This is a genomic window from Rhizobium sp. SAFR-030 (assembly GCF_059415005.1).
Genome location: NZ_JBPFDO010000004.1, coordinates 547630 through 564839 on the forward strand (window position 1 = coordinate 547630; position 17210 = coordinate 564839).

General features: G+C 63.9%; 15 protein-coding genes. 10 read left to right on the plus strand and 5 right to left on the minus strand.

The window, feature by feature from the left end; translation table 11 throughout:
• Nucleotides 1-10 precede the first annotated feature (10 nt).
• Nucleotides 11-1000, plus strand: a complete 990-nt coding sequence (gene iolG, locus ACR65N_RS15590) for an inositol 2-dehydrogenase (protein ID WP_440457746.1) — start codon at nucleotides 11-13, stop codon at nucleotides 998-1000.
• Nucleotides 1001-1101: 101 nt separating this feature from the next.
• Here iolG and ACR65N_RS15595 read toward each other — a convergent pair whose 3' ends face one another.
• From ACR65N_RS15595 to ACR65N_RS15605, 3 genes are all read right to left on the minus strand, one after another.
• Entirely contained in the window at nucleotides 1102-1680 is a 579-nt protein-coding gene (locus tag ACR65N_RS15595) for a helix-turn-helix domain-containing protein (protein WP_440457747.1), read from the minus strand.
• A 316-nt stretch (nucleotides 1681-1996) separates the two neighbouring features.
• Complete coding sequence (locus ACR65N_RS15600; RefSeq protein WP_430305020.1) at nucleotides 1997-2986, minus strand: alpha/beta fold hydrolase; 990 nt, start codon at nucleotides 2984-2986, stop codon at nucleotides 1997-1999.
• Between the two features lie 194 nt (nucleotides 2987-3180).
• Nucleotides 3181-4182 carry a LacI family DNA-binding transcriptional regulator gene (locus ACR65N_RS15605; RefSeq protein WP_440457748.1) on the minus strand — a complete coding sequence of 334 codons (1002 nt, stop codon included), beginning with the start codon at nucleotides 4180-4182 and terminating at the stop codon, nucleotides 3181-3183.
• Between the two features lie 190 nt (nucleotides 4183-4372).
• Between ACR65N_RS15605 and ACR65N_RS15610 the strand changes: the two genes are divergently transcribed.
• The 9 genes from ACR65N_RS15610 to ACR65N_RS15650 all read left to right on the plus strand — a co-directional run bounded on the left by ACR65N_RS15610 (nucleotide 4373) and on the right by ACR65N_RS15650 (nucleotide 15754).
• A complete protein-coding gene (locus ACR65N_RS15610) occupies nucleotides 4373-5401 on the plus strand; it encodes an ABC transporter substrate-binding protein (RefSeq protein ID WP_440457749.1) in 1029 nt (342 codons plus the stop codon).
• 136 nt (nucleotides 5402-5537) lie between these two features.
• On the plus strand, nucleotides 5538-7712 hold the full coding sequence (locus tag ACR65N_RS15615) for an ABC transporter permease (protein WP_440457779.1): 2175 nt from the start codon (nucleotides 5538-5540) through the stop codon (nucleotides 7710-7712).
• Nucleotides 7709-8767: an ABC transporter ATP-binding protein gene (locus ACR65N_RS15620; RefSeq protein WP_440457750.1), complete on the plus strand. Its 1059-nt coding sequence runs from the start codon at nucleotides 7709-7711 to the stop codon at nucleotides 8765-8767. Before ACR65N_RS15615 ends, ACR65N_RS15620 begins: the two co-directional genes overlap by 4 nt.
• 28 nt (nucleotides 8768-8795) lie before the next feature.
• Nucleotides 8796-9596 carry an inositol monophosphatase family protein gene (locus ACR65N_RS15625; protein ID WP_440457751.1) on the plus strand — a complete coding sequence of 267 codons (801 nt, stop codon included), beginning with the start codon at nucleotides 8796-8798 and terminating at the stop codon, nucleotides 9594-9596.
• Between the two features lie 100 nt (nucleotides 9597-9696).
• Nucleotides 9697-11001 carry a sn-glycerol-3-phosphate ABC transporter substrate-binding protein UgpB gene (ugpB, locus tag ACR65N_RS15630; protein ID WP_440457752.1) on the plus strand — a complete coding sequence of 435 codons (1305 nt, stop codon included), beginning with the start codon at nucleotides 9697-9699 and terminating at the stop codon, nucleotides 10999-11001.
• 62 nt (nucleotides 11002-11063) lie between these two features.
• A complete protein-coding gene (ugpA, locus tag ACR65N_RS15635) occupies nucleotides 11064-11945 on the plus strand; it encodes a sn-glycerol-3-phosphate ABC transporter permease UgpA (protein ID WP_440457753.1) in 882 nt (293 codons plus the stop codon).
• Between the two features lie 9 nt (nucleotides 11946-11954).
• Nucleotides 11955-12803: a sn-glycerol-3-phosphate ABC transporter permease UgpE gene (gene ugpE, locus ACR65N_RS15640; RefSeq protein ID WP_440457754.1), complete on the plus strand. Its 849-nt coding sequence runs from the start codon at nucleotides 11955-11957 to the stop codon at nucleotides 12801-12803.
• Entirely contained in the window at nucleotides 12803-13846 is a 1044-nt protein-coding gene (locus ACR65N_RS15645) for a sn-glycerol-3-phosphate import ATP-binding protein UgpC (protein ID WP_440457755.1), read from the plus strand. Before ugpE ends, ACR65N_RS15645 begins: the two co-directional genes overlap by 1 nt.
• Before the next feature lie 228 nt (nucleotides 13847-14074).
• Nucleotides 14075-15754: a Na/Pi cotransporter family protein gene (locus ACR65N_RS15650; protein WP_440457756.1), complete on the plus strand. Its 1680-nt coding sequence runs from the start codon at nucleotides 14075-14077 to the stop codon at nucleotides 15752-15754.
• 366 nt (nucleotides 15755-16120) lie between these two features.
• Here ACR65N_RS15650 and gfa read toward each other — a convergent pair whose 3' ends face one another.
• Both gfa and ACR65N_RS15660 read right to left on the minus strand, forming a co-directional pair.
• The gene (gene gfa, locus ACR65N_RS15655) at nucleotides 16121-16702 is read right to left on the minus strand and encodes an S-(hydroxymethyl)glutathione synthase (RefSeq protein ID WP_430304889.1); all 582 of its coding nucleotides are present in this window, start codon (nucleotides 16700-16702) and stop codon (nucleotides 16121-16123) included.
• A gap of 118 nt (nucleotides 16703-16820) precedes the next feature.
• On the minus strand, nucleotides 16821-17210 hold a 390-nt coding region (locus ACR65N_RS15660), incomplete at its 5' end, for a zinc-binding dehydrogenase (protein WP_440457757.1).

The window sequence follows — 17210 nt, forward strand, 5'->3', positions numbered from 1 at the left end:
GGAGAAACCCATGGTGACGAGATTGGCTCTGCTGGGCGCAGGGCGTATCGGCAAGGTGCATGCCCGCGCGATCGCATCCGACCCGCGCGCCCAACTGGTCGCTGTGGTGGATGCGATGGCGGATGCAGCCGCAGCGATAGCCGACGCGGCAGGCTGCGCGGTCAGCACCATCGACGCGGTGATTGCGGATAAGGACATCGACGCCGTCATCATCTGCACCCCGACCAACACGCATGCGGACCTGATCGAGCGCTTCGCCCGCGCCGGCAAGGCGATCTTCTGCGAGAAGCCGATCGACCTGGATGTTGCCCGGGCTCAAGGGTGCATCGACGTGGTGAAGGAAACCGGCGCCAAGGTGATGCTCGGCTTCAACCGCCGTTTCGATCCGCATTTCCAGGCGGTGCGCGCCGAAATCGACAAGGGCACGATCGGCACGGTGGAGATGGTGACGATCACCAGCCGCGATCCGGGCGCCCCGCCGGTCGACTATATCAAGGTTTCCGGCGGCATTTTCCGCGACATGACCATCCACGATTTCGACATGGCCCGCTATCTGCTCGGCGAAGAAATCAAAACGGTCATGGCGTCCGCGGCCGTTCTGGTCGATCCGAAGATCGGCGAGGCCGGCGATTTCGATAGCGCCAGCCTGATCCTGACGACGGCAAGCGGCCGCCAGGCGATCATCTCCAATTCGCGCCGCGCAACTTACGGCTACGACCAGCGCATCGAAGTGCATGGTTCGCTGGGGTCGGTTGCGGCGGAAAACCAGCGTCCGGTGTCGATCGAAGTGGCCACCAAGGACGGCTACACCCGCCCGCCACTGCATGATTTCTTCATGACACGCTATACGGCAGCCTATGCGGCGGAAATCTCCGCCTTCATCGACTGCGTGGAAAACGGCACAGTGCCTTCGCCATCGGTCGAGGACGGCCTGCGGGCTCTGCAGCTTGCCGACGCGGCGTTGAAATCGGCAACGACAGGCACCGTCGTCACGGTTTGATTAGCAACGGGTCTCACCCCTCGACCTGTTTCGTGGGGCGCTTGCGATCCGTCGCACAGCGCAGCTTTCCGACGTTCTTCGGGATAAGCCCGCAAACAGCCTCAGCCGGCCTGGGCGATCGCGGCATCCGGGTTGACGCGGTATCGCCGCCAGGCGCTCGGGGTGGTGCCCGTCACGCGCCGAAACACCCGCGACAGGTGCGCCTGGTCTGCCATTCCGCAATCGAGCGCAATCTCGCAGAGCGGAGAGTTGCTGTGCAGCATCCGGTGCTTGGCATGTTCTACGCGGCGCGACAGGATATAGCTGTGCGGCGAGATGCCGAAGCTGACCTTGAAGGCGGCGGAGAAGTAGCTGGTCGACAGCTTTGCCGCCTGGGCCAGTTCATCGAGCGAGATCGAGCCGCCGATCCGCTCCTCGATCAGGCGGGTCACCCGGTTCACCTGCCACGGCGCAAGCCCGCCGAGCGAGATCGGCCTCCTGCTCTCGGGCCTGCTTTCGCGCGTTGCCGGGCGGAGGAGTGCCGAGGCCTTCCTGATGAAGTCGATCGCCACAGTCTCATCGTGCTCGATGGTATCGATCGCCTTCATCAGCAGGCGCGAGATCTCATTCGAGGCCGCCGGTTGTACTGCAAACTGCAATTGGAAAGCATCCTGGGTGTAGGCAGCTGCGCTCGTCGCCATGACCTGTCTCCTTTGATCTTCCTGACACACGCATCTTGCAACGTCCGCTGGCAATCGCAAATTGTCCGATGAGCGAGGGCTGCCCAATCATCTGGCCTAGGCAGACATACCTTTGTATGATGGTCATGCGAAAACAACGTGTCGGCGCAGTCCCGGCCGGTGATCGAAGCGATCAAACCCTTTGGCGGTAGACAGACAGCCGAAAGCCCGCGTCGCCGGAGCGCACGGGCTTTCAAGACATCTGGCAGGTTCATCGAGATTACTCGCGGACGCGAGAAGACCTGCCGCCCGATAGGCTGGCGGCAGGTGGCCGGGCTCAGGACTTGATGAAGGCCAGGAGGTCGGGGTTGATGACGTCGGCATGGGTGGTCAGCATGCCGTGCGGGAAGCCCTTGTAGACCTTGAGGGTGCCGTTCTTCAGCAGCTTGATCGCCTTCATCGCCGCGTCGGCGATCGGTACGATCTGGTCGTCGTCACCATGCATCACCAGCGTCGGAACGCTGATGGCCTTCAGGTCTTCCGTCTGGTCGGTTTCGGAGAACGCCTTGATGCCTTCATAGTGAGCCTTGGCACTGCCCATCATGCCCTGGCGCCACCAATTCTGGACGACACCCGGATAGACCTTCGCACCGTCGCGGTTGAAGCCGTAGAAAGGCCCACCTGCCACGTCGAGGAAGAACTGGGCACGATTGCCGGCCGTTGCCGTGCGGAAGCCGTCGAAGACCTCGAGCGGCAGGCCTTCGGGATTTGCGGCGGTCTTCAGCATCAGCGGCGGCACGGCGCTGACCAGCACGGCCTTTGCAACACGGCCGGACGGCTCGCCGTGCTTGGCAACATAGCGGGCAACTTCGCCGCCGCCGGTCGAGTGACCGATATGCACGGCATTCTTCAGGTCGAGATGCTCGACGACGGCGAAAGCATCCGCCGCGTAGTGATCCATGTCGTGACCTTCCGACACCTGTGATGAGCGGCCGTGGCCGCGGCGGTCATGCGCAACGACGCGAAAACCGTTCTGAACGAAGAACAGCATCTGCGCGTCCCAGTCGTCGGACGACAGAGGCCAGCCGTGATGGAAGACGATCGGCTGTGCGTCCTTCGGACCCCAGTCCTTGAAGAAGATCATCACGCCGTCTTTGGTCTGAACGAAGCTGTCGGTCATGTCCGGAAGTCCTTTCGAATGGCTCTGTGCCTGTGGGTCTTGGGTTTGCGAGAACGCCTGCGACGGGAGGGCCATCGCTGCGGATGCGACGACGCCGGCCAGAAGCGTCTGGCGGCGCGAGAGGGGGAGGTCGAATTCGTTTGGCATCTTTGCACCTTTCCGAAGAACGGCAATCATGCTTTCGCCGGTCTTGACCTCCTGCGTAACGGTCTCTCCGGTCTGCTTCTTGTTCATTCCCCGCCTGGTTTGAATGTTTGCCGGGTCTGCCGATCATCACGTCAGCATCATCCCTCAAGCGAAGGGTGGCAAAGGGCTCCGGGGCACGGAAGGGCGCTGATGCGTCAGCCGCCCCGCACCGACCCGCGCCAGACGAGTTCGGCCTCCATGCGGCGAAGATCCGTTCTCACCTGTGCCGGCTGGCTGAGCCAGGAGACCGCCTCCGCAGCGATGCGACCGACGGGCTGTGCGAAGGTGGTGAGGTTGTAGGAAGACCAGGATGCCTGCTCGATGTCGTCGAAGCCGATGATGCAGAGCTCTTCGGGAACGGTGAGGTTGAACTGGTCGCGGGCGGCATCCATCACCCCGCAGGCCAGAAGATCGGTGGCGCAGAAGATCGCGTCCGGTCGTCGCTCGCCGGTCAGCAGGCGCTGCGCCAGCAGCGTGCCGCTGCGATAGGATGTCGAACCAAGCCGCTCGATGATCACCTCGATGCCATGTTCGCGGCCGGCTTCAACGAAGCCCTCTTCGCGTGCCATCAGGCTCGGCGTCATGGCCGCCGAATTGGCAAAGGCAAAGGTCCGGCAGCCGGCCCGCCACAGGCTGATGAAGCTGCGCCGCGCGGCATCGGCATCATTGAGGTTGATCATCAGAGCGCCCGGGCGATCCTCGTCGCGGTTGATCAGCACCAGTCGCTGGCCGCTTTTCAGACAGAGGTCGGTGATCGACTTGTCCGGCATGCCGGACAGGATGATCGAGGCATCCGCCCTGTAGCTGATCGCCTGGCGCAGCGCCTGGTCGACGCTGCCGTCGGAGCGATCCGTATCGATCAGCATGGCGATCTTCCCGACGCTCTGCAGCTGCTGGGTCAGCGCCTGGATGAGGCTGGACCGGTAGGGGGTGGCAAGCTCGGAAACGATCAGGCAGACGATGCCGCTCTCGTTGCGCATCAGCCCCCGCGCCAGATGATTGACGTGGTAGCCAAGCGCCTCGGCGGCTTCGACGACCCGCTGGCGCGTGTCGTCCGAGACGCTGGCGCCAGGTGTAAACGTCCGCGATACCGCAGACCGCGATACTCCGGCCCGCTCGGCGACTTCCTTGGCACTGACGAACACCCTGCGGCTCATCCTGTCCTCCCCTGCGCATAGACATGACGAGTTTTGCAAACGCGTGCAACAACAAGATGACAGTCACACAGCGTCCGGAGAAGCCCGGCGACGCCGGCGAGGTTGACAAAGCCACTCCCATCATGAAACGATTGCACACGCTTGCAAAGCGGGCGATGTGGAGGCATCGCTATAACCTGGGAGGATTATCATGCGCTTGGCTCTCTGGGCGGCGACCGCATTGGCGGCCGGCCTTACGACGAATGCAACGGCGACCTATGCGGCCGGCGAGCTCAATCTCATCTGCTCGGCCGACGTCGTCATCTGCGAGCAGATGCAGCAGAATTTCCAGAAGGAATCCGGCATCCAGGTCAACATGGTGCGCCTGTCGTCAGGCGAGACCTATGCAAAGATCCGCGCCGAAGCCCGCAATCCGAAAACGGACATCTGGTGGGCCGGCACCGGCGACCCCCATCTCCAGGCAGCCTCCGATGGGCTGACGCTCGAATACAAGTCGCCGAAGCTCGACGAACTGACGGACTGGGCGAAGAAGCAGGCGGAAACCTCCGGCTACCGAACGGTCGGTGTCTACGCCGGCGCGCTCGGCTGGGGTTACAATACCGACCTTCTGAAACAGAAGGGCCTCAGGGAGCCCAAGTGCTGGGCCGATCTGTTGGACGCCTCCTACAAGGGCGAGATCCAGATCGCCAACCCCAACTCCTCCGGCACCGCCTACACGGCGCTGGCGACACTCGTGCAGATGATGGGCGAGGATCAGGCCTTCGACTACCTGAAGAAGCTCAATGCCAACATCTCGCAATACACCAAGTCCGGCTCGGCACCGGTGAAGGCCGCAGCCCGCGGCGAGACAGCCATCGGCGTCGTCTTCCTGCACGACGCAGTCGCGCAGACGGTCGAGGGCTTTCCGGTGAAATCCGTCTCGCCCTGCGAAGGCACGGGTTACGAGATCGGCTCCATGTCGATCATCAAGGGCGCCCGCAATCTCGACAGCGCCAAGGCCTGGTACGACTGGGCGCTGACCGCCGCGGTGCAGTCGAAGATGAAGGACGCCAAGTCCTTCCAGCTGCCGTCGAACAAGAGCGCCGAAATTCCCAAGGAAGCGCCGCGGTTCGAAGACATCAAGATGATCGACTACGACTTCGCGACCTATGGCGCCGCTGACAAGCGCAAGGCGCTGCTGGAGCGCTGGGACCGGGAGATCAGTGCGATCGCCAACTGATCGACGCTGATGGCCGCCGCTCCGGATCGGGATCGGCGGCCTCCCTTCCTCACCCTTCTCATCCGCGGGAGCGCCAGTGATCAGAGACAAACGAAACCGCAGGATCGACATCGTCCTGGCGCTCGGGCTGCTGGCGATGATCGTCCTGCCCTGGTACCGGATCGAGCAGGGTTTCTATGCCTTCGGCTGGCTTGCTGACTATCCCTCCGCGTCCACCGCACCGGCGATCCTGCAGGTCAGCCTGTTTGGCCGCCCCTGGATTCTTGGTGCCATCGTGGCGCTGGCCTTTGCGATCGCGGCCCGCTTCATCGCCGACCCGTTGCTGCGGGCGCGGCTGCTGACGGTGGCCGGCGCCTGCGGTCTGGCCTTTCTGGCGCTGCAGGGACTGACGATCGGCATCGGCGGCTGGAACTGGACGATCAGCGAGACGCTGTTTGGCCAGCTGTCTGACGGGCAGCCGCCGATGGGCGCCGGCGCCGTGCTTTCAGCTTTCGTCTTTGTGCTGATCTTCTCACTCGGGCTGGCGGAACGTGGCGTAATGCGCGGCGACGCCTTCGTCGTCTCGACCGTGTCGTTGCTGATCTTTCTCGTAGCAGTCTTCGTCTTCTACCCGATCGGTAGCATGTTCGCCGGCGCCTTCCAGGACTTCGACGGCTCGATCAACCTCTCCGGCTTTTCCCGCAACTTCGTCAACACGTCGATCTGGAGCCTCGATTGCGTGATCGGCGGCGGGCGCTGCGGCATTGCCTGGCGCACCCTTTGGCTGGCGATCATGACGGCCGCCGGCTCGACCATCCTCGGCCTCGCCTTCGCGCTGGTGGCGACGCGCACGCGGTTCCCCTTCAGGCGCGGCCTGCGGCTTTTGACCGTGCTGCCGATCATCACGCCGCCCTTCGTCATCGGCCTGGCGCTGACCCTGCTGTTCGGCCGCTCCGGCGTCGTCACCCAGACGCTCTCGACCCTCTTCGGCATGGAGCCCAGCCGCTGGCTCTACGGCCTCACCGGCATCTGGATCGCGCAGGTTCTATCGTTCACGCCGATCTCGTTCCTGGTGCTGATCGGCGTCGTCGAAGGCGTCAGCCCGTCGATGGAAGAAGCGTCCCAGACCTTGCGGGCCAACCGCTGGCGGACGTTCTGGCACATCTCTCTGCCGCTGATGAAGCCTGGCCTCGCCAATGCCTTCCTCATCGGCTTCATCGAAAGCATGGCCGACTTCGGCAATCCGCTGGTGCTGGGGGGCAGCCACGGCGTGCTGTCGACCGAGATCTTCTTTGCCGTCGTCGGCGCCCAGAACGACCCGACACGCGCCGCGGTTCTGGCCATGATCCTGCTGACGTTCACCCTGTCGGCCTTCCTCGCCCAGCGGCTCTGGCTGTCGGGCAAGAACTACGCGACGGTGACCGGCAAGGGCGACAGCGGCGCCCATATCGCGCTGCCGAAGTCGCTGTCGATTGCGGTCCATGCCATGGTCATCCCGTGGATCATCTTCACGCTCGTCGTCTACGGCATGATCCTCATCGGCGGCTTCGTGAAAACCTGGGGCCTCGACAACACCCTGACGCTCGAGCACTACGCCCGCGCATTCTCGGTGACCGTCCGCGATGGCGGGCTTGCCTGGACGGGCGTCGCCTGGAACTCGTTCTGGACGACGATGAAGATCGCCCTGATCTCGGCGCCGCTGACGGCCATCGTCGGTCTCGCCACGGCCTACATCATCGTCCGGCAGAAATTCGCCGGCGGGCAGTTCTTCGAGTTTGCGCTGATGATGAGCTTTGCCATTCCAGGCACTGTCATCGGCATCAGCTACATCATGGCCTTCAACCTGCCGCCGCTGGAGATGACCGGTACGGCGCTGATCCTCGTCGCCTGCTTCGTCTTCCGCAACATGCCGGTCGGCGTGCGTGGCGGCGTGGCCGCCATGAGCCAGCTCGACAAGAGCCTCGACGAGGCCTCGCTGACGCTGCGGGCAAACAGTTTCCGCACGCTGCGCAAGGTCATCCTGCCGCTGCTGCGGCCGGCGATCACCGCTGCCCTCGTCTACTCGTTCGTGCGCGCCATCACCTCCGTCAGCGCCGTCGTCTTCCTCGTCAGCGCCCAGTACAACATGGCGACCTCCTACATCGTCGGCCTCGTCGAGAATGGCGAATACGGTGTCGCCATCGCCTATTCCTCGATGCTGATCGTCGTGATGATCTCGGTGATCGTCGCCTTCCAGCTGCTTGTCGGAGAACGCCGCCTGCGCCGCGAAAACCGTGTCGCCGGGCTTTCCGCGCCGACTGCAGCCGCTCTGGCCAAGGAGAACCTCGCATGAGTGCACACGCCGGATCCGTCGTCTTCGAGAACGTCCGCAAGAGCTTCGGGGCCTTCACCGCCATCCCCGACCTGTCCCTCACCGTCGAGCCTGGGACGCTCGTCACCTTGCTCGGCCCATCCGGCTGCGGCAAGACGACGACATTGCGCATGCTGGCTGGCCTTGAGCATCCGACCTCTGGCCGCATCCTGATTGGCGGCAGGGACGTCACCATGCTGCCGGCCAACGAGCGCGACGTATCGATGGTCTTCCAGTCCTACGCGCTGTTTCCCCACATGACCTCGCTCGATAATGTCGCCTACGGCCTGCAGTCGTCGGGACTGAAGCGCAACGAAGCACGCGAAAAGGCCGAGCACGGACTTGAACTCGTCGGGCTGGCCGGCATGGGTGCGCGCCTGCCGGCGGAACTGTCCGGCGGTCAGCAGCAGCGCGTCGCGGTCGCCCGCGCCCTGGTTCTCGAGCCGCAGGTGCTGCTGCTCGACGAGCCCCTTTCTAACCTTGATGCCAGACTGCGGCGGCGGGTTCGCACCGAGATCCGCGAGTTGCAGCAGCGGCTGCAGTTCACCGCCGTCTACGTGACGCACGATCAGGACGAGGCACTCGCTGTCTCGGACCGCATCATCGTCATGAAGGATGGGGTGATCGCCCAGCAGGGAACTCCGCGCGAGCTTTACGAAGCGCCGGCCTCCACCTTCATCGCCGACTTTATCGGCGAGGCGAATGTCGTGCCCTGCGACATCATCGAGATCAACGGCAGCGAGGCGACGATCAGCATCGAGGGCCTGCGCCATCAGGTTCCGGCGCGTGGCGCAAGGCCTGGACGCGCCAAACTCGCCGTCCGTCCGAGCGCCATCACCCTCGAACCGGCGGAGACCGCCGCCTATCCCGGTCGCATCAGCCACACCGCCTATCTGGGCGATCACATCGAATACGAAGCGGAGACGCGCGACGGAACGCTGTTCATCGTCGACCCCTCCGTCGAACGCCCTCTCCCGCCCGGCACGCAGGTCTCCATCGGCCTGAAGAGCCGGGGCATTGCCATCATCGACGAATAGCCGCCGCTTTACGAAGGATTGCTTCTCCATGACACTCGACGAACGGTCGCTCAGCGATCGACACCAGCTTGCCGAAGAGGTCGCCCGCGCTGCGGGTGCGCTGGCGCTCGACTACTTTAATCGGCGCGAAAGCCTGGAGATCGAGATCAAGGCCGACCCGCATGACGTCGTGTCGATCGCCGATCGCGATGTCGAAGCGCTGCTGCGCGACCGCATCGCCGAACGGTTTGCCGAAGACGGCTTCCTTGGCGAGGAAACTGGCCTGGCCGAAGGAAGTTCGGGCTTTACCTGGGTGGTCGACCCGATCGACGGCACGAGCCCGTTCGTCCACGGCATGCCGAACTGGTGCATCTCGGTTGCCGTTCTCTACGACGGCCGGCCGGTGATCGGCGTCATCTACGTGCCGTGCCATGAAGAGCTGTACTCCGCCGCAGAGGGTCACGGTGCCCGCCTGAACGGCCGCGTGCTGCTGCTCGACGACCGGAAGACGGTGCGCAATGCGGTCACCGGCATCGGCGCCAATCATCACGCTTCTCCGGAAGCCGTAGGCCGGATCGTCACCGATCTCCTGTCGCGCGGCGGCAACTTCATCCGGCTGGGATCCGGTGCGCTGATGCTCGCCTATGTCGCTGCGGGACGCCTGGTCGGCTACTTCGAACCGCACATGCACGCCTGGGATTGCCTGGCGGGATATTGCCTGGTCAAGGAAGCAGGCGGATGGTACCTGCCCTTCCCCACCGAGGGAGAGCGGCTGACCAAGGGGGCGCCAGTGCTGGCAGCCGGTCCGGGCGGCATGGGAGATCTGAAGGAGATTGCCGGGGTGGCCTGACAGCCGACCGGTCGAGGAAACGCAGGCTGCACGGCAGTGCGATGCAGCTGCGAACGGATCGACAAGATCCGAAGGTTCATGGAAAGGGAGGAATATCACCATGAAAATTATCGTCAAATCTGTGATCGGGGCTGGCGCTTCGATGCTGATGGCGTCGAGCGCTCTGGCGGCGACCGAGATCGCCTGGTGGCATGCGATGACCGGCGCCAACAACGAGGTCGTCGAGCAGCTCGCCAAGGAATTCAACGAAGCCCATCCGGACTACAAGATCATGCCGGTGTTCAAGGGCACCTATCCCGAAACGCTGAACGCCGGCATCGCCGCGTTCCGCGCCAAGCAGCCACCGGCGATCATCCAGGTCTTCGACGTCGGAACCGGCGTGATGATGGGCGCTCAGGGCGCCGTGGTTCCTGTTGCCGACGTCCTTACCAAGGGCGGCTTCAAGTTCGACAAGGGGGCTTATCTGCCGGGCATCGTTTCCTACTACTCGAAGCCGGACGGCACGATGCTGTCCTTCCCCTACAACTCGTCCTCACCGATCCTCTACTACAACAAGGACATCTTCACGAAGGCCGGCCTGAATGCCGATGCCCCGCCGAAAACGTGGGGCGAAGTGTTCGAAGCGGCCAAGAAGATCAAGTCGAGCGGTGCCGCCAATTGCGGCTTCACCTCGACTTGGCTGACCTGGATCCAGACTGAGAACTTCGCCGCCTGGAACAACCTCTCCTACGGCACCAACGAGAACGGGCTTGGCGGCACCGATGTCACGCTGAAGTTCAATGCCGAGCCGTTCGTCAAGCACTTCCAGGCGATCGCCGACCTCGCGAAGGACGGCACCTTCCGCTACGGCGGGCGGACTTCCGAGGCCAAGCAGCTGTTCACCTCCGGCGAATGCGCCATTCTGACCGAAAGCTCCGGCGGCCTCGGCGACATCGTTAAGAGCGGCATGAACTACGGCATCGGCCAGCTTCCCTATGCGGATGGTGCGGGCGGCCCGCAGAACACCATCCCCGGCGGCGCCAGCCTCTGGGTCTTCGGCGGCAAGACCGACGCCGAATACAAGGGTGTTGCCGAGTTCTTCAACTTCCTCTCGCAGACCAAGATCCAGGCGCGCCTGCACCAGGTCTCGGGCTACCTGCCGGTCACCACGGCAGCCTACGAGGAGACCAAGAAGTCGGGCTTCTACGACAAGAACCCCGGCCGCGAGACGCCGATCCAGCAGATGATGGGCAAGGCGCCGACGGAAAACTCCAAGGGCGTGCGTCTCGTCAACCTGCCGCAGGTCCGCGACATCATGAACGAGGAGTTCGAGTCGATGCTGGCCGGAAAGCAGGACGCCAAGGCCGCACTCGACAAGGCCGTCACCCGTGGCAATGCAGCGATCAAGCAAGCCATCGGCAAGTGATCCTCCTGGCCGCCCGTCGTCGCTGACGGTGGGCGGCCAACTCGCAGACAAGGAGCTCCCCGTTGCAAAGCGTCGTCTTTCCGAACAGGATCTTGCCGTACTTCCTGGTCGCGCCGCAGATCATCCTGACGGTCGTGTTTTTCTTCTGGCCGGCAAGCCAGGCCCTCTACCAGTCCGCCATGCGCGAGGATCCGTTCGGGCTCCAGAGCACATTCGTCGGGCTTGCCAATTTCTCGGCCATCCTTGCGGATGAAAGCTATCTGAACGCCCTCAAGGTGACGGCGATCTTCAGCATCGCAACGGCGCTTCTGGCCATGGCCGTCGCGCTGGCGCTCGCCTGCGCCGCCGATCTCGTGGTGCGCGGCAAGGGCTTTTACCGCACCATGATGATCATCCCTTACGCGGTCGCACCGGCCGTCGCCGGTATGCTGTGGCTGTTCATGTTCAACCCGGCGATGGGCACGCTCGCCTATCTGGTGCGCCGCGCCGGCGTGAACTGGGATCCGCTGCTCGACGGCAACCAGGCAATGGCTCTGGTCATCGTTGCCGCCGCCTGGAAGCAGATCAGCTACAATTTCCTGTTCTTCGTCGCCGGACTGCAGGCAATTCCGAAGTCGTTGCTGGAAGCGGCATCGATCGACGGCGCCCGTGGTGCCCGCCGCTTCTGGACGATCGTCTTCCCGCTGCTGGCGCCGACAACCTTCTTCCTGCTCGTGGTCAACACCGTCTACGCCTTCTTCGACACCTTCGGCATCATCCATGCCGTGACCGGCGGCGGCCCGGCAAAGGCGACCGAAACCTTGGTCTATAAGGTCTACAACGACGGCTTCGTGAACCTCAATCTCGGCTCTTCGGCGGCACAATCCGTCGTGCTGATGGTCATCGTCATCGCGTTGACCGCATTCCAGTTCCGCTTCGTCGAGCGGCGTGTTCATTATGGTTGAGGCCGCGTCATGATTGAAAATCGCCCCATCGCCAAGCTCATGGCGCATCTGATGCTGATCCTCGGCATCGTGATCGTCGCGTTCCCGATCTACTATACGTTCATCGCCTCGACCGCGACGTCGGGTGCCATCATCCGTCCGCCGCTGTCGCTGCTGCCCGGCGGACATTTCCTCGAGAACTACGGAGAGGCCCTCAACGGCGGCGTCGAACGCGTCGTTGGCGTGAGCCTGGAAAGACTGCTGTTCAACAGCTTCGTCGTTGCCGTGGCGATCGCCGTCGGCAAGATCATCATCTCCTTCCTGTCGGCATTCGCGATCGTCTTTTTCCGCTTCCCGTTCCGCATGGGCTTCTTCTGGCTGATCTTCGTCACCCTGATGCTGCCGGTCGAGGTGCGTATCCTTCCGACCTACAAGGTGATCGTCGATTTGGGCCTGCTCAATACCTATGCGGGCCTGACGCTGCCGCTGATGGCCTCGGCCACGGCGACCTTCCTGTTCCGGCAGTTCTTCCTGACCATCCCCGGCGAGATGGTCGAGGCGGCACGCATCGACAATGCCGGACCGTTCCGCTTCATGCGCGACATCCTGCTACCGCTCTCCGCGACCAACATCGCGGCTCTGTTCGTCATCTTGTTCATCTACGGCTGGACCCAGTACCTGTGGCCGCTGCTCGTCACCGATCGGGCCGAGATGAACACAATCATTATCGGCCTGCGCCGCATGGTGGATTTCACCGACGCGTCGACCCCGTGGAACTACGTCATGGTCACCGCGATCCTGGCGATCATTCCCCCGGTGCTCGTCGTCGTGCTCATGCAGCGCTGGTTCGTCAAAGGCTTGGTGGAGACTGAAAAGTAATGGCAACAATCGAACTCAGGGACGTCCGCAAGGTCTATGCCGGCAACGTCGAGGCAATCAAGGGCGTCTCGCTGCCGATCGACGACGGCGAGATGATCGTCCTTGTCGGGCCGTCCGGCTGCGGAAAATCGACGCTGCTGCGCATGGTGGCGGGGCTCGAGAGCATCTCGGGCGGCGAAATCCGCATCGGCGACAAGGTCGTCAACAATCTGGAGCCGGCCGAACGCGACATCGCCATGGTCTTCCAGAACTATGCGCTCTACCCGCATATGAGCGTCCGTCAGAACCTCTCCTACGGTCTGAAGAACCGCAACACACCGAAGGACGAGATCGACCGGCGGATTACCGAAGCGGCGCGGGCGCTGGAAATCGAGCAGTTCCTGGATCGCAAGCCGCGGCAGCTCTCCGGCGGCCAGCGCCAGCGCGTCGCCATGGGTCGAGCGATCGTCCGCAAGCCGGCGGTCTTCCTGTTCGACGAGCCGCTGTCCAACCTCGATGCCAAGCTGCGCGTGCAGATGCGGGTGGAAATCCGGCGCCTGCAGCGCTCGCTGGAAACGACCAGCATCTACGTCACCCACGACCAGATGGAGGCGATGACGCTGGGCGACCGGCTGGTGGTGCTGAATGGCGGCAAGATCGAGCAGGTCGGCACGCCGATCGAACTCTACGAGAAGCCGGCGACCACCTTCGTCGCAACCTTCATCGGCTCGCCGTCGATGAACCTCATTCCGTTCGGCGACGGGTCGGGCTGGGCGTCATCCGGCACCATGCCGACACCGCCGGGCACTGCGACCATCGGCATGCGGCCGGAAGACATCCTCATTGCGAGCGGCATGGAGGGCAGTTCCTTCCAGACCCCCGTGAACGTCACGGCGGTCGAGCTGGTGGGTGCTGAAAGCTACGTCTACGGCACGCTGCCGGATGGCAGCACGATCGTCTTCCGCGTGCCGGGACGCTCAGCGATCGCAATCGGCGAGCCGCTGATGCTGACCGCCGATCCAAGCCGCATCCACTTCTTCGACGCAGGCGGCAAGCGGCTCTAGAACGACCGCCCGCCGGACCGGCGGGAGACGGGAAACGTGCCTGCCGACCGATCCGACTTCGCGGATCGGCTCCGGTTTCCGCCGATGTGTCGGATTTGGAACAGCAAGCCGCTGCAGAGCGGCTTGCGTGCCGGCCGGCAAATCGCCGATTCTGTTTGCCGGCTACCGAACTGCAGTGTTCGGCAGACTGCCGAGCGTCGCTCATGACTTCCACCGGATGAGAATATCATGTCGTTCATTTTTGCTCTCATCGCTCTCGCTGGCCACATCGCGCTTTTGCTGTGGGGTTCTCGCATGGTCCAGACGGGCATCCAGCGCGCCTTCGGTCCGTCGCTGCGATCGTTTCTCGGCCGGGCGCTGAGCAACCGGTTCAAGTCGTTCCTCGCGGGCATGGGGGTCACGGCGATCCTTCAGAGCAGCACCGCAACCGGGTTGATGGCGTCCGGGTTTGCTGCTGGAGGATGGGTGGATCTGGTGCCCGCACTTGCCGTGATGCTCGGCGCCAATGTCGGCAGCACGCTGATCGTTCAGGTGCTGTCCTTCGACGTCGCGGCCGCCTCACCGGCGCTGATCCTGCTCGGCGTGCTGATGTTCCGGCGGGTGCAGAACCCGCAGATCCACGATCTCGGCCGCGTCTTCATCGGCCTCGGCTTCATGCTGCTTGCCCTGCATCAACTGCTCGATGCGCTGGCCGAATATGCCGGCACGACTGCCTTCGGTGCTGTCCTGGCAGCAGTCTCATCGACGCCGCTGCTGAGCCTGCTGCTGGCTGCGGTCGTCACCTGGGCCGCCCATTCGAGCGTTGCTGTCGTGCTGCTGATCATGTCGCTTGCCAGCAAGGGGCTGATCGATCCCTACCAGGCCTTCGCACTGACGCTCGGCGCCAATCTCGGCACCGCCATAAACCCCCTGCTCGAGGGCCAGGCGGGCCGCGACCTCGCATCGCGCCGCGTTCCGCTCGGCAATCTTGCCACCAGGATCGTCGGCGTGGCGATCGCCATGGCGCTCCTATCGCCGATCACCGACCTGCTGACCTCCTTCAGCACCGACGGCGCCCGCGCGGTGGCCAATTTCCACACCGCCTTCAATCTCCTGGTCGCTATCGCCTTCATGCCGTTCCTGACGCCGTTCGCCAGCATGCTGGTAAAACTGATGCCGCAGAAGATCGACGAGACCGATCCCGGCCAGCCGCGCTACCTCGATCAGTCTGCCACCGAGACGCCGGTGGTGGCACTGCAGGCGGCGGCCCGCGAAGTGCTGCGGCTCGTCGACATCCTCGAGGAAATGCTGGATGGCACCAAGACGGCGCTGACCAGCAACGACCGCCGTGCGCTGTCGGCGCTGCGCCAGAAGGATACCATCCTCGACCGGTTGAACACAGCCGTGAAGCGTTACCTGACGTCCATCGACCCGGAGGAACTGAGCGGCAGCGACCGGCGCCGACTGAACGAGATCCTGTTGTTTTCCACGGGCCTTGAGCATGCCGGCGACGTGCTGGACCAGAACGTACTGCCGCGTCTGGCCAAGCGCCTGCGTCGCGGCATCAAGCTGTCAAAAGATGAGCACCGGGACCTCGTCCACCTGCTCGACCGGCTGTCGACCAACGCCCGCACCGCCGCGGCCCTTTTCATGTCGCAGGACGAGCGTGTCGCACGCCTTCTCGCCGACGAGAAGATCGCCTTCCGCAAGGCCGAGCGGGACGGCACCAATGATCACTTTGCGCGCCTGCGGGCCGGCGAGCTGGAAGCCGCGGAAAGCAGCTCGATGCATCTCGATCTGCTGCGGGATTTCAAGCAGATCAACTCCCACCTGGTTGCCGCCACGGCCTATCCGGTTCTCGAGCGGCAGGGCGAACTGCTGCAGAGCCGGATTACCCGGCAGGATACCGGCACCGCTCCGCAGCCCTGAGTGGTTTCCGCTGGCGGTCGGAGCCGGAAGCCGGGGATCGCCCGGCAACCGGGAGCCTCCGGTCGATGTGCGCAGCCGCGCTGCCCCGATGGCAAGCGTCTGCGGGCCTGCTCCGCCAACCGGCCGCGACGTCCAGACCAGCCGTTACGGGCACACGTTTTCAATCCGTCCTGCGCCTCAGCGACCGGCTCCAGTCATCTCCATGTCCCCTGCACGGAAACCGAAGGGCGCAACGGCACCCGCCAACCGAGCGCCTTCGTCTCCGGTCCGTAGAATTCCGGCAGACATCCAAGCCCCACGGCCAGCGCCGACCAACGCGATACGTCCCCGACCCCGGCTGTCTTGCCAAACTCAGGTCGAAACCCGTCAGCTGGGTAGCGCGCCGGACTTCTTGGCGACCCAGGTCGCGACGTAGTCCATCAACGCCGGCGACAGGCAATCATAAGGTTCCAGCCCGAGCTCCTTCAGTTGCGCCCGGATGCCGTCCATCCGGCCCGGATCGACACCGGCCTCGATGATCGAGGAGACGAAGGCGGCAAAACCGGGAGGCGCCCAGCCCTGCTCCTGGAACCGCTCGGGATGGATGAAATCGAGGCCCTGGAAGGCATGCTCCCGCTCCACGGGGCCATACATATGAACGCCGCATTCCTTGCAGGCGTGCCGCTGGATCAGCGCCGACGGATCAACGACCGCGAGCTTGTCGCCATTTTCCAGCACCGTCACCTTGTCATGCGGAACGACCGCCACGACGGAGAAAACAGTGCCGGCCGGCTTCCAGCACTTGGTGCAGCCGCAGGCGTGGTTATGCGCCACCTGCCCCTCGATCTTCACCTTCACCGGCCGGTCGGTGCAGGCGCAGACCAGCGTGCCGCCGGAAAAGCCGGGATCTGCGGGTTGAAGGCCGCCATCCACGGCAGGATGAATACGGATGTGAACTGCGCTATCCATTGCAAGTCTCCTCCTGTTATCCGAGGTCCGTCCCGGTTGCCGGCGGCTGCCTCACCTCCACTCGAATCCACTTACCTTTCGCCGCGGCCCCTCCGCTTGTCCGCGATCCGGATCACCGTCAGTAGATGACGACACTGCGAATGCTCTCGCCCGAATGCATGAGCTCGAAGCCCTTGTTGATGTCCTCGAGCGGCATGGTGTGGGTGATCATCGGGTCGATCTGGATCTTGCCGTCCATGTACCAGTCGACGATCTTCGGCACGTCGGTGCGGCCGCGCGCGCCGCCGAAGGCCGTGCCCATCCAGGAGCGCCCGGTGACCAGCTGGAACGGCCGCGTCGAGATCTCCTGGCCGGCGCCGGCAACGCCGATCACCACCGACTTGCCCCAGCCGCGATGCGAGGCCTCGAGCGCCTGGCGCATGACCCGGGTGTTGCCGGTGCAGTCGAAGGTGTAGTCGGCGCCGCCGATCTGGTCGGCACCGCGCTTGGTCATGTTGACGAGGTAGGG

Coding starts and splice junctions, on each gene's coding strand:
- ACR65N_RS15610 (WP_440457749.1), top strand. CDS start 4,373: ATGCGCTTGGCTCTCTGGGCGGCGACCGCATTGGCGGCCGGCCTTACG.
- ACR65N_RS15645 (WP_440457755.1), top strand. CDS start 12,803: ATGGCAACAATCGAACTCAGGGACGTCCGCAAGGTCTATGCCGGCAAC.
- ugpB (WP_440457752.1), top strand. CDS start 9,697: ATGAAAATTATCGTCAAATCTGTGATCGGGGCTGGCGCTTCGATGCTG.
- gfa (WP_430304889.1), bottom strand. CDS start 16,702: ATGGATAGCGCAGTTCACATCCGTATTCATCCTGCCGTGGATGGCGGC.
- iolG (WP_440457746.1), top strand. CDS start 11: ATGGTGACGAGATTGGCTCTGCTGGGCGCAGGGCGTATCGGCAAGGTG.
- ACR65N_RS15600 (WP_430305020.1), bottom strand. CDS start 2,986: ATGCCAAACGAATTCGACCTCCCCCTCTCGCGCCGCCAGACGCTTCTG.
- ACR65N_RS15605 (WP_440457748.1), bottom strand. CDS start 4,182: ATGAGCCGCAGGGTGTTCGTCAGTGCCAAGGAAGTCGCCGAGCGGGCC.
- ACR65N_RS15650 (WP_440457756.1), top strand. CDS start 14,075: ATGTCGTTCATTTTTGCTCTCATCGCTCTCGCTGGCCACATCGCGCTT.
- ACR65N_RS15625 (WP_440457751.1), top strand. CDS start 8,796: ATGACACTCGACGAACGGTCGCTCAGCGATCGACACCAGCTTGCCGAA.
- ACR65N_RS15615 (WP_440457779.1), top strand. CDS start 5,538: ATGATCGTCCTGCCCTGGTACCGGATCGAGCAGGGTTTCTATGCCTTC.
- ACR65N_RS15595 (WP_440457747.1), bottom strand. CDS start 1,680: ATGGCGACGAGCGCAGCTGCCTACACCCAGGATGCTTTCCAATTGCAG.
- ugpE (WP_440457754.1), top strand. CDS start 11,955: ATGATTGAAAATCGCCCCATCGCCAAGCTCATGGCGCATCTGATGCTG.
- ACR65N_RS15620 (WP_440457750.1), top strand. CDS start 7,709: ATGAGTGCACACGCCGGATCCGTCGTCTTCGAGAACGTCCGCAAGAGC.